Here is an 11,969-nt window from a genome sequence, read left to right as displayed (position 1 = left end):
GTGTACCTGCTGCAAAAGTAAGAATATACTTTTTGTTTCCTTTATGCGGCAGCAGATTTAACTGTTCTCTTAGCTCTCGCATTAAGTTTGTGAAGTTTTTTGTATCCTTTGGACTCGCCTTTACGGTTCCCCATGCGTCAAAGGCCGGAAACTCCCAGTCAATATCGACACCATCGAGATCGAGCTCCTTGACCAAATCAATAATATTTTTCGTAAATACATATCGATTGCCGTCGAGTGAAGCGTCTGAGAAGCCATCTACGCCGTAACCCCCAACGGCAAGAACAAATTTTGTCTTCGGATTATTGGCTTTGAGCTGCATAATGTTTTGTTTGATCTGCTTGTTCCCTTCTTCTTTTTCATGAAAGAACAAACCAGTACCGGAGATTTTGGCGAAGGCAACAAAGGCGATATCTACGCCCTGCTCCGATAATCTTACATCCTTTGGGTCGCGCCATGCTTCGATATATACCGTTGACAACTTCCGATCCTCTGCGTTTACGCTTTGGTAGAAGTAAATGCCCATACCAACAAGAAGCACAGCCACAAGCGCTTTGGTCAAAAAATTTACTTTTAGCGCTTTCGTTCCTTTTCGCGCAGTTATCGTTTTTTTCCCTTTTACCGTCTTCTTCACATTCACCCCGCTACCCCCTTCCGCCGAATAAAATATGCGTTACCCACCGATTCAAATTAAACACTTTGACAACGATATAACTAATCGAGAAAATCGCAACGATATTAAACAAAAGGCTTAATGTCGTCTCAAGGAATGTTGCATCGATAGCAACATCCCTTGAAACCATCGTATCCACCAAGAGATGGATTAAATAAATGCTGAAGCTTGCCGTAGAGACGGAGCCTATTACTTTTTTAACCTTATAATTTGTTTTCCGGCTAATCATCGTATCTTTTTCCTTAAAAAACAGAAACACGCCGACCGCCATTAAGAAGCTTGTAATGGAATAGTTGCCGTAAAACATCTCGTCCAGCACCCCGCCGTATGAGGACACTACATAAGTCAATATTGGGGTTAGGAAAAAGGACAAGATGCCAAGATTAAACAATGTGTGCTTAACAACGRGACGAAGCTCGACATTAAAGAGATAGTAGCCAAGCACAAAATAACCTAAATTGCCCATAAAAAACGGAATATTCATACTAGGTACATATAGGTGCTGATCGGTTAGGCGTAAGAAGATGTCGGATACTAACCGGTACAAGATACTGACGATAACTTATAAAATCCTTTATAGGACTTCACTTCGATTCTCAAAATCATGGCACCGCTGATCATAAAAAATACTGGAACTGCAAAACGGCAAATTGAGTTGAACACATTGCTGACCCACCAGGAGGTTGTCGTAAAATCATTCGTTCGGGTCAGCAAGGATGCAGTAATATGAAGCACGATAACGGCTACTATGGAGAGAATCCTTAATAAATCAATATACATAATTCGATTATTTTGAACATGGGCTGTGTTGCTCATAATGTCCCTCCAATATTATCTCGAACTTGCCACTGTATTTTGGCTAATGGATGCGACGCCCTTGCGTTCGACAAAACCCCATCCTTCATCATTGTCGAAATATTTGAATGTTCCAATGATGTTAATGTAGAGGAGCACAAATCGGTAAGTGAACAATTCCAACTGACTAAATCCGAACATTTTAATATAATCCAACAACGAATAATTACTGCCATATTTTTTGCACAAATAGAGCGATATCACGATTTGAATTGCATTCACTAACATCGTGACAAGGAATAGTACAATCGCTGCCCATATGCCGCTGCCCGATGTAATGGCGTGCGCCATGTGGAAAATCGTCGTAAATGCGGTTAACGTACCAAGTACGAAGCCGTCTATTGCAAAAAACAAGCTGACGCCGATGCTGAAGCTCCGAGATAATTTCGACCAATAAATGAGGATACAATCCACAAACGCTTTCTGCCAACGAATACGCTGCTTGTAGAAGTTTTTCATATTTTCCGGACATTCGGTGTAGCATACCGCCTCCGGCGCGTAGACCAGTCTTTTTTTGAGTTTATTTGCTTTCATGTACTCGTGGATTTTTAAAGTGATGTCGATATCCTCGCCAACCGTGCTTCTGAACCCGTTCACATCAAACATGAGTTCTTTGTAGAAGGCTCCGAATGCGCCTGAGATAACGACGATGGAGTTAAATAGCGATTGTGTTAATTTGCGGACGTAGAAGCTGTGGATATAACTAATGACTTGGCTCTTTATAATGCCTTTTCCTATAAATTTCTCCATAATGACGCCGTCTTGACGTTCTGCGCCTTGTACGATTTTGACGGTTCCCCCAAGGGCAATAATGTCGCTGTCGTGAAAATATTGATTTACGTATTTCAAGGAATTTACTTCAAGCATACTGTCAGCATCAAGCGTAATAACAATTTCGCCATTCGCATAATCGATGCCAGCATTAAGTGAATCGGCTTTGCCGCCATTCATTTTGTCCATGACGTAGATGTTGGGAAATTTGCTTGAACGGTAAAAACCTCTAATTCTTTTATATTTCAGTTTTTGACTAGCCTTTCTGTAATCATTCCGAAGGTCCAATAGTTCTTGCAGCTTGTTAAAGGTTCGATCTTTAGAGCCGTCATTTACGATAATGATCTCATGATTCTGATAATGCAGACCCTGCATCGCATCGATGCAATTTTTGATCGTAAGCTCCTCGTTATACGCAGGAACCAGGACCGATAACGACTTCTCATCAAGCTCGTTATTGAGCTTTCGCACCTTGCTGAAGAACAACGGAATAACCGTATACAGCAGTTGAAAGATGAGAAAAACAACGGTTGTCGCATACAGCATGTACTGAATAACTATCCACTCCTTCATTTAACAATGGCGATTACGAACCATTGCTACGTTTCTTTTTCTACTTTCAACCTATCTCATCATTATCAGAATTGTAAAATCTCACCAGTTTTCAATAAAACGAATACATCTGCTATTATCTATCGTTTTCTATCATTTCCTTCGGTTTACTTGCTAAAAGCCAAATGTTTAACTTCCAATCATTTGCAGATTTTGTCGAATTAAGGGTGTTGCTAGTGGAATGAACTGATAGTCCATTTTTTTGAAAGCGTATAACCAACCTCCCTAGTGGGTTTTTTCTTTGCAGCTTCAATTAAATAAAAATCGACAAAATCTATAATTTTCACTTTGTAAATGATTTATGAAATTTATGTTTGCTCGTTTTCGTCACAATTTTGTCATATTTATATTTAATTATGGAGTTAAAAACCATATTTATGATTTATTAATTCAAAAATTGCATAACAACTACAAATATCTATACCGCCATTTTCCAGATGCAAAAAATTCGCCCGAAACCGCAAAAAAGAGGCAATCCAAAGGTTATAAGCCCTTAAGATTGCCTCTTTCATTAACAATTCGTTTCATTGCATAGTAAAGCGTTCGCTTCAAGTCCTCAGATTGGTAAAGTCATCATCCTGAAGGCTGAAGCTGCTTTAGCACGCTTGCATTTACGGTACGGCTGCCCACCTCGCCATGAAATACAACGCCTTGACGCGATCCATGGAAATCCGATCCACCTGTAACGATCAGGTTGAAGTCCGCTGCAAGCTGCCCGTATCTTTGCTCTTCTTCCGGTCCATGATCGGAATGGAACACCTCGATGCCCTGCACGCCATAGCGAACCAGCTCTTCGACTAAAGAATCATTGTTGTATAAACCAGGATGTGCAATAACACTTGTGCCTCCCGCTTCTCTAATCCAGTCAATCGCCTCAAATGGAGTCAATCTCGGTGGATTGACATACGCCGCGGCGCCGGCAGCCAAATAACGATCGAAAGCTTCCTTCATATTTTGAACGAAACCCTTTTGAATAAGTGCAGCAGCAATATGCGGGCGACCAATACTTACTTCGGCTGCTTGGAGCTCTTCCTTCGAGCTTTCACCATGAGCCGCAGCGATAACATCATCCATAGACAGCACAACGCCAAGCTCATTTAATTTAGTTATAATCATTTCATTCCGTTGATCTCTTAGCCCGCGCAAACTCGAAAGACGCGATAACCACTTCTCGTCGTCATTATTCGTGTAATAACCGAGAATATGAATATCCGTTCCTTCTGCCACCGTGCTCACCTCAACACCGGGAACCACCGTAATGTTTAATCGTTCGCCTTCAAGCAATGCTTCAGCTACACCAGCCACCGTATCGTGATCTGTAATAGCAATCGCAGCAAGCCCTGCTTCTTTGGCTAGACGAACATTATCCGCGGGGCTTTGCATGCCATCAGAAGCCGTCGTGTGCGTATGCAAATCAGCAAGTCCGTTCATTAGAGCCATTGCTGCAAATCCCTCTCTCTCAAAAAACTTAGAAAAGTAACAGCTGATATCGGCAATATAGCCGATTTTAAGTATATCGAATAAAACTGTCGTTGGAACTTGGAATCCGACACTTTAATCATTCGAATTAAATCAAGCGCAACTTCATGTTTGACAGAGGAAGATGAAATAAAAGATATGCCAAGGCCTGCTTCAACTGCAGATTTGACAGCGCCAGTGCTGCCCAGCTCCATTACGATTTTCATCGATGCAGGATCTATATTTTTTTTCCTCAGCTGCTCCTCCATGACAAGTCTTGTCCCCGAGCCTTGCTCACGCAGAACAAACGGATATTCCATCGCTTCTTCCAATGTAACCGATTCTCGATCGGCTAATGGATGCGATTGCGATACGATCAATCTAAGCTCATCGCTCATTACCGCCTCCATATGCATATCGGGATGATTGACAGGAGCTTCAATTAATCCAAAATTAAGCTGATGATTCAAAATATCCTCCATAATTTGCGATGTATTCATAACTTTCATACTAATCGAAATATGCGGATATTCCTGTCCAAAAGGACCAAGCAAGCGCGGCAAAATATATTCACCTATCGTTAAGCTCGAACCGAGCTGCAATCTTCCCTTAAGCTGCTTCGTGAATGCTGACATCGCCTGATCTGTATCTCGTATAAGATCGATGCTCCTCTGCGCATAAGGCATAAGAGCCCGTCCAGCTTCTGTAAGCTCGATTCGCTTCGTTGATCGCTGAAGCAGCTTCGTGCCAAAATAATCTTCCAGTGACTGCACTTGCATCGTAACGGCTGGCTGAGTCATATGTAATGATTGCGCTGCAGCTGAAAAACTGCCGCGTTCCGCAACCGTGCAAAATATGTGCAGTTGATGAAAATTAAGCGCCATCGTTCAATCATCCTTTCTTCTGGTGCTTATTATACTATAAACCTTGTACAGAATCTTACAACACGCACAAAAAAAGCGTGCAATCTGTTTTAGGATTGGACGCTCCACTCTTTGATATATAGGTACAAAGTCTCATTTTCTTTTTCTGCTGCTTTTGACGAGAGTCATGCGCCGTGAATGGCGAAGCCACGAATAGTAGGACTTTAGATCCCTTAGCTCGATTGTTTCTGACATGCGCCCAAGGAAAGTTACTATGATCATTTTATGTAGCGGAGTTCCGGTTATATCCGTTTCTGTCATCGAGTCCGCAAATTCAGCAACAAATACTAGATCGTCGTCAATTAAATAAACGTCCTGCTCATTGCGGTAATAAGGCTCGATGCGGCCTTGTTTCAAGCATTCCCATAAATATTCAGCTATATCTTCATAACCGGTTTTCTCGCTTTCTATCCGGTCAAGCCAACGACTTTTGGCATGGTTTGTAATAACGATATCCGCTACTTTTTTGTCACCTAGATCAATATAAAACGACTCATATGTGTTCCATCTTCTCGTCATTCTATCTTTCACTTCGCAACCTACTCCTTCCAAAGAACCAGGGCTTTTATACTATGAATTTAATTCCATTCTATCACGATTGTCCGAGATTACAACAAAAAATTAAAGTCCGACCATATTTGTAAGTTTTTGGCTATTATAATAAAAAAAAGACGTTTCTCAGTGTTATTGCACACCGTGAAACGTCTTTTAGTGCATGTTTTGAAGTTTTTACCAATATTTCCTTCGTTATGCGATTGATTAACTTTACGAACAACGTCATCAGACGAGTGTTTTCGACTAAACCTTTACAAACTATAAAATCTAGTTTTATCTTCGCTGTCTTTGCTGTACTCTGTCTTAATCTCGTTTCGATACGATCGTTCAATCTTCCGTACGTACGAGAGCTTCCCCATCTGCCGCACAGCCTCTTCAGAGCGTTCCGCATTCATATACATCACAACGTAATGCATCTTCCGCGACATATAATGAACCGTCCCGAACCTCTCCAGTGATCTTGCCGCTTTCAAATCACTTACCCAAACGATATAACCTGTTCGATCCGGTAGCATCTTTTCCCTCCTCAAAGGTTTGCGTAGCAAACCTCACTTCGTAAGCTTATGCTTCTTCCTTATTCGCTCTTATGGCTTCTAACTTAACCGCAACCGCCGCTTCCACAGCTGCATGAGCCRCCGCTTCCACAGCTACCGCCTCCGGCAGCTTTTTCATTGCCAGGCACTTTAATATTGTCCGAAACGGACTCCGCTATCGTGCGGGATACATCATAAAGCATTTCATCGACGATCTGCTCGGCCAGCTTGAAGCGGCGAACGCTTTCAATTTCGCTCAGCTCTCGTTCGATTTGCTTCACTTTGTCTTTCGCTTCGTTGTAGTCAGGATGAAAGCGCCCGAATCGTTGGCATTCCTCAAACAGTATCTTCGCTTTATCGAACCGTTTGGTAATTTGCTTCACTTCTTCATCTTCATTCACAGCAGACTTCCAATATAAATATTCGGCAACTTCAGCCGATTGATTAATCGAATCACCTAAATCATAGGCGCAAAGCAGCAGCGACGCCATATCGAGAGAAGAAACGCCGCCTTGCGGTTGCTCCAACTGAATAGCCGTTAAACCTTCAGCAGTTGGCATTTATCCACCTCTTTCCCATTCGCTAAATTCTACACTATCATATCATATTTAATTAGCCAATAGATAGAGATTATATTGGGCTGCCCTGACCTGGTATCACTAAGCACATCTCTTCCCACATATCAGGAGTCAGCCTGATCAGCTCTCGCTGCGGGTCATCACGCAGCAGCCCGACGACGGCCCAGTCGTCGCCTTGCTGCTCAAGCTTCTCAGGCACAAACGAACGAAGCTCTCTTTCCATGCGAAGCTGTACAGGCGTTTGCCATTGCAATGCCTTCTCGATTAATTCTTTTCTTGTTGAATGATGGTATGCACGCAGCTGCTTTGTCCACATGGAAGGCACAAGCTCCATTTCAGAGAACAAAAGCGGTTTTTTCCTAGCCTCTAAATCACTGAGTTCATAATGATGAAGCGGAAAAGCTTCATAAATATAAGAAGGAGCGGGTATTTTTGATTCCTCCTTCGGCAGAAGCTCAAGTAAGCGCGATCCCTCTATATCGATACTAACGAATGGATAATTATATTCGTCATTCGCAAATTCTGTCTGAACCATTTTGCGTGCGGGATATCCTGCTTTTTGCAAACATGCTCGAATCTCACTTATACGAGACTTTTCAACAATGAAATCCAAGTGACCAAGCTTCTCCATCAATAAAGGGGCTACTCCAGAATCATTTTCCACTATTGCCGCCATCTCTTCACTATCGCAGCGCAGCAGCGCAACTTCGGCGAAGAAAGTACGGCTAGCACGGCTCGTCCATACTTCCAACAAAGCGATTACCGTAGTAGGCAAATGATCTCCGCCTGATGCCTGCTCAAGAAAGCTTTGAATGGAGGCTCTTGATCTTCCTTGCTCCAGCGCCCTTGTAATTGATGCTGTTTCAAGACGGTAAACAGAAACCTGCTCATCTGATTTGCGTTCAGCTATCAGCTCCAGCTCCCACCTTATCCAGAAGGGACATTCTGGTTGTACAATCAATTCCCCATTCGGTTGAACGGTAACAACTGCATCAAGCTCATGTACCTGCATCGGAGGCTCTTTACGTAATGGAGCAGCTGCTTTCCATCTGAAAAAAAACTCATTGTCTACTGCTTGCTGACAATCTACCAGCTCCATCCAGCCTAGATTATGCCATAAACCAAACCAGCTTGGCCTTGGTTGATTTCTATTTATGATTTGCTCCTGGACTGTATCAGCAACGATCCGATTCTCATGAAGCCACGTATCCACACGCTGATTAGAATACCATTCACCTGCTTGAAGGCTCGTCAACGAGGCAGCCAAATGGGCGTTTCCACCTGCGGCTGGAAGCAGCAGCGCCAAGCACCAATTCATTAATTGATATTCTCTCACAGCCTCATCAAGCATTAGCCATTTTCTAAGCTGGTCATCATTCCATTTCAATGCCCCATTCACTGCTGTTAACAGCCCAAACGCAAAACCCGCTTCCAAAATGAAGGCAACCTGTACAGGATAAATATCTGAGTAGGACCATTTCAGATCAAATGATTTAAGCCAGCACTCCTCCAAATCCGCAGCCTGCAGCAGCTTAGCAATCGTCTTTTTGGGAAGCGTTCCGTTTGTCGTAAGAGATAAGCCGCTTCGCCCCAATAACGAAAAGGCACTGAGCAGCTGTCTGCCAAGCGGCCTGCAATATGGTCGCATGACACCATTCATTAGTCTTTCCCTCTGATGCTCAGTTAGCGCCTCAGCTTTGTATGGGAATAACATCCTCTGCCATACTGCGAAACATTCTACAGGCATAAAATACAAACTCTCTCCCCATACTTTATGTACCGTGAATAATACGCCCCATTCCTCAAGCTCTGCCAATGCGAGCTGACATTCCGCCCCTGAGAGGCTTGTGTTGTTCCGAAGAACTTTAAGGAGCCGTTCTCCGTCTGCGGGAGCAGCTGCAAAATAACGCAGCATTTCCGTCAATACTTCCGCTGCATGCGGCGAGAGCATAGATACAGCTTCTCGAAGTGTCTCATCGTCTACCGCTGCTTCTCCCCATGACAGGCCTCTTTGACCAGCTGTCTTCCATAGCGGTCCCTGCATCATATGATCCAAGCGCTCAGCAGATAACTTGCCTAGCAGCTGTTTCATTTTCATAGAGCAGCAGCCTCCTCAAGCTTATCCTCAACATGCGGCAAACTAAGTCTCTCGTAGTGATACCCTTGCTCCAGCATAAAAAGCTGTCTTTTCATCGCAAATTCCGTTTCCTTCGTCTGATCCGTTACAATGGTATAAAACCATGCGCAATTGTTAATCGCTTTTGGCCGCAGCAATCTCCCAATCCGCTGAGCTTCCTCTTGCCGTGAGCCAAAGCTGCCGGATAATTGAATGGCTACGGATGCATCAGGCAAATCCACTGCAAAATTAGCTACCTTGGATACGATTAACACCGATATGTCGCCTGCTTTAAAGCTGTCATAAAGCATTTGTCGCTCCAGTTGCGGCACCTCTCCCGTCAGCAAGGGAGCGCCAATAACTGCGGACAGCTCATGCAGCTGGTGCAAATACTGGCCAATAATTAAAGTCGGTTTGCCTGCATGCTCCCGCAATAGCTGCTCTACAACTTTGATTTTTGCAGGATTTTCCGCAGCCAATCTGAGCTTGGAACGCGCAGAGGCCTGTGCATACAAAGCCGCTTTACTTATATGTAGTGGAACCCTAATCTCCGTGCAAGCTACTGCCGCTATATACTCGCCAGCCTCGGCTGTCTTCCATTGCATGTCGAACTGCTTTGGACCTATTAATGAATATACATCCTCAGCACAGCCATCCTCACGTACGAGTGTCGCAGTTAATCCAAGCCGTCTTGTCGCTTGTATATCTGCAGTCATCCGGAAGACTGGAGCTGGCAGCAAATGCACCTCATCGTAAATAATTAGCCCCCAATCCCGTTCGGAGAACAGCTTCATATGGGTAAAAGGAGACTCCTTGGATTTGCGATGCGTCAAAATATTGTAAGTTGCTATCGTAACAGGGCGTACCTGCTTCAATGTGCCGCAATATTGACCTACATCCGCATCCAACAGCGACGTTTTATCCAGCAGCTCGTCTTTCCATTGTTTTACGGAGGTAGAATTAGAGGTAAGAATAAGCGTTGCTCTACCCAAACGAGCCAATGCGGCTATGCCCACAATGGTTTTTCCCGCTCCGCAAGGCAATACGATTACGCCGCTTCCGCCCTCCACTTTGCCTTCCTTATAAAAAAGCTCGACAGCAGCCTGCTGATACTCCCTTAAGTCAAACAAACGATTACGCAGCGTATGCTTCCTCAGCTCTACCGTAAGCTCCTCGCCCACATGATAGCCTGCTAAATCAATGACAGGATATCCAAGCCGTGTCAGCTCCTGCTTCAAGGCGCCTCTACAGCCTTCATCAAGCTCCCAAGCGGCATTAAGCCGTGCTTTTACCCAGCTTGTTATTGACGGTTGTTCCGAAAGCTCATCCAAAATAGCTTGTTCTCCGTGCAGCATCAGTTTGTTCGATTCCGTAGACAACCACAGCTTGCCATATCTGCTAATCAGTTTGCGAATCATTACCTCCGCTTGAAATGGCAGCTCGTATCTGCTGTATTCTGTTAGCCAACCTATGATTTCTTCCCCAGTAATCCCAGCTGCTGCTGCATTCCAGAGAGTCAAAGGTGTCATTCGATAAGTATGGATCGCTCCAGCTCTTCTAATTGCATCCATGAAGAGAACGAGCTTATCTCTAGCTTGCTGTGCATGTGGCTTGCGTTCATCAAGCAGAACCATTAAGTCTGATTGCACAATTAATGGCCGATCGTTTGGATGCTGCATCATTCTCCTCCTTCAAAAATTCATCAAAACGGCCTTTCAAAAAAACAGCCTAGATCTTGCTCTTCCTCACAGTATGAAGAAATTAACACCATTTTATGCTTTAAGTATCTGGACAACTGCGCGATTTTTATGTTCAAGATGTGTTATAGTAATAAGAAGATTGTATATAAACTGCAAATTGGGGTGGAGGTACCGCATCTATGAAAAGAATTATAATCATTCTCCTCATGCTCATTTGCATGCCGCTTGCCGGCTGTACGGCCATTTCCGAGCTTTCTTCGAACGTTATACAAACCAACCAATGGTATCAGGTAGCTGGCTTTATAGATGGTGATACTTTCAAAATCAAAACAGGTTCTAGTGAAACGACGATTCGACTACTTTATGTAGATACGCCGGAGACCAAGAAACAAGATAGTCCAGCCGATCCATTCGGACCCGAAGCCGCTGCCTTCACTGAGACGCTTCTGACAGAGTCGCAAGAGGTTAKGCTTACCTTCGATAAGGAGCTTAAAGATCGCTACGATCGTACGCTCGCAATCGTGGAGCTGAAGGATGGACGAATATTAAACGAGGCGCTTATCGAGGAAGGTCTTGCGAAGGTACTCATCATAGAGCCTAACGTCAAGATGGAAAACGCATACAAGCAGCTGGAGCAGCAAGCTGAACAAGCTAAGCAAGGTTTATGGAGCAATGACGCCGAAATTAATCACACAAGCTTCCCTGTAAAAAAAGCGGCGCGAAGCGGCATTACGATTGAGGTGGACAAACAAGCCGAGCTTGTCACCATAACGAATACGACGGATGATGCCATTCAAATGAAAGGCTGGAAGCTGGTCAGCGTTCGAGGCAATCAAACCTATCCGTTTAGCCAATATGTCCTGAATGCACAGAAAAGAGTAGTCATTTCCTCAGCAGACGAGGTGCGTTCATCAGATGATGACCTGCTCCTTTGGGGAGCAACAAATATTTGGAACAACAAAGAATCCGACCCTGCGGAGCTCTATAACGAATACAATGAATTAGTAGCCGTATGGGAAGACTAATAACAAACAAGGCTGTCCAAGTGATATGCTCCCCAAATAGTAGACAGGTGAAATAATAAAAAACCTGTTGCTATGAGGGGAGCATTTTCATGTCTAAAATTAAATATTCCGCATCAGAGAAACGTACCATTATCGAAGAGATCAAAAGTGGCGAGCTTGGCTTTATGGCC

At 43.9% G+C, this 11,969-nt stretch carries 12 protein-coding genes; 1 reads left to right on the top strand and 11 read right to left on the bottom strand.

Going from position 1 to position 11,969, the window contains the following annotated elements; all coding sequences use genetic code 11:
* The 11 genes from AB4Z17_RS28385 to AB4Z17_RS28335 all read right to left on the bottom strand — a co-directional run.
* A partial coding sequence (locus tag AB4Z17_RS28385; protein ID WP_441963546.1) for a glycosyl hydrolase family 18 protein occupies positions 1-640 on the bottom strand: 640 nt, incomplete at its 3' end.
* A 4-nt stretch (positions 641-644) separates the two neighbouring features.
* Positions 645-1,157 (bottom strand): acyltransferase family protein, encoded by a 513-nt coding sequence (locus AB4Z17_RS28380; RefSeq protein WP_441963544.1) that lies wholly within the window; start codon positions 1,155-1,157, stop codon positions 645-647.
* A 50-nt stretch (positions 1,158-1,207) separates the two neighbouring features.
* Complete coding sequence (locus tag AB4Z17_RS28375) at positions 1,208-1,489, bottom strand: acyltransferase family protein (RefSeq protein ID WP_441963542.1); 282 nt, start codon at positions 1,487-1,489, stop codon at positions 1,208-1,210.
* Between the two features lie 15 nt (positions 1,490-1,504).
* On the bottom strand, positions 1,505-2,854 hold the full coding sequence (locus AB4Z17_RS28370) for a glycosyltransferase family 2 protein (RefSeq protein WP_441912311.1): 1,350 nt from the start codon (positions 2,852-2,854) through the stop codon (positions 1,505-1,507).
* A gap of 630 nt (positions 2,855-3,484) precedes the next feature.
* Positions 3,485-4,342 (bottom strand): PHP domain-containing protein, encoded by an 858-nt coding sequence (locus AB4Z17_RS28365; protein ID WP_441963540.1) that lies wholly within the window; start codon positions 4,340-4,342, stop codon positions 3,485-3,487.
* The gene (locus tag AB4Z17_RS28360) at positions 4,342-5,253 is read right to left on the bottom strand and encodes a selenium metabolism-associated LysR family transcriptional regulator (RefSeq protein ID WP_076268257.1); all 912 of its coding nucleotides are present in this window, start codon (positions 5,251-5,253) and stop codon (positions 4,342-4,344) included. The genes AB4Z17_RS28365 and AB4Z17_RS28360 overlap by 1 nt, the downstream gene beginning before the upstream one ends.
* Before the next feature lie 132 nt (positions 5,254-5,385).
* Positions 5,386-5,811 carry a hypothetical protein gene (locus AB4Z17_RS28355; RefSeq protein WP_372238996.1) on the bottom strand — a complete coding sequence of 142 codons (426 nt, stop codon included), beginning with the start codon at positions 5,809-5,811 and terminating at the stop codon, positions 5,386-5,388.
* 287 nt (positions 5,812-6,098) lie between these two features.
* Positions 6,099-6,362: a YlbG family protein gene (locus tag AB4Z17_RS28350; RefSeq protein WP_053375618.1), complete on the bottom strand. Its 264-nt coding sequence runs from the start codon at positions 6,360-6,362 to the stop codon at positions 6,099-6,101.
* Positions 6,363-6,445: 83 nt separating this feature from the next.
* Positions 6,446-6,940: a YlbF family regulator gene (locus AB4Z17_RS28345; protein WP_076268255.1), complete on the bottom strand. Its 495-nt coding sequence runs from the start codon at positions 6,938-6,940 to the stop codon at positions 6,446-6,448.
* A gap of 70 nt (positions 6,941-7,010) precedes the next feature.
* On the bottom strand, positions 7,011-9,056 hold the full coding sequence (locus AB4Z17_RS28340) for a helicase-associated domain-containing protein (protein WP_441963538.1): 2,046 nt from the start codon (positions 9,054-9,056) through the stop codon (positions 7,011-7,013).
* Positions 9,053-10,756, bottom strand: coding sequence for a DNA repair helicase XPB (locus tag AB4Z17_RS28335; RefSeq protein WP_441963536.1), 1,704 nt, complete (start codon positions 10,754-10,756; stop codon positions 9,053-9,055). Before AB4Z17_RS28335 ends, AB4Z17_RS28340 begins: the two co-directional genes overlap by 4 nt.
* Before the next feature lie 197 nt (positions 10,757-10,953).
* Between AB4Z17_RS28335 and AB4Z17_RS28330 the strand changes: the two genes are divergently transcribed.
* Positions 10,954-11,799, top strand: a complete 846-nt coding sequence (locus AB4Z17_RS28330; RefSeq protein ID WP_441963535.1) for a thermonuclease family protein — start codon at positions 10,954-10,956, stop codon at positions 11,797-11,799.
* The last annotated feature ends 170 nt before the right edge of the window (positions 11,800-11,969 follow it).

This window comes from Paenibacillus sp. TAF43_2 (assembly GCF_052113545.1).
GTDB lineage: Bacteria > Bacillota > Bacilli > Paenibacillales > Paenibacillaceae > Pristimantibacillus.
Note: the sequence above shows the minus strand (reverse complement) of the source record. Positions and strands in the feature narration are given on the sequence as shown.

Excerpts from the sequence above, each read along its gene's own strand:
- AB4Z17_RS28375 (WP_441963542.1), bottom strand. The coding sequence starts at position 1,489 with ATGAGCAACACAGCCCATGTTCAAAATAATCGAATTATGTATATTGAT.
- AB4Z17_RS28365 (WP_441963540.1), bottom strand. The coding sequence starts at position 4,342 with ATGAACGGACTTGCTGATTTGCATACGCACACGACGGCTTCTGATGGC.
- AB4Z17_RS28360 (WP_076268257.1), bottom strand. The coding sequence starts at position 5,253 with ATGGCGCTTAATTTTCATCAACTGCACATATTTTGCACGGTTGCGGAA.
- AB4Z17_RS28355 (WP_372238996.1), bottom strand. The coding sequence starts at position 5,811 with ATGACGAGAAGATGGAACACATATGAGTCGTTTTATATTGATCTAGGT.
- AB4Z17_RS28350 (WP_053375618.1), bottom strand. The coding sequence starts at position 6,362 with ATGCTACCGGATCGAACAGGTTATATCGTTTGGGTAAGTGATTTGAAA.
- AB4Z17_RS28340 (WP_441963538.1), bottom strand. The coding sequence starts at position 9,056 with ATGAAAATGAAACAGCTGCTAGGCAAGTTATCTGCTGAGCGCTTGGAT.
- AB4Z17_RS28335 (WP_441963536.1), bottom strand. The coding sequence starts at position 10,756 with ATGATGCAGCATCCAAACGATCGGCCATTAATTGTGCAATCAGACTTA.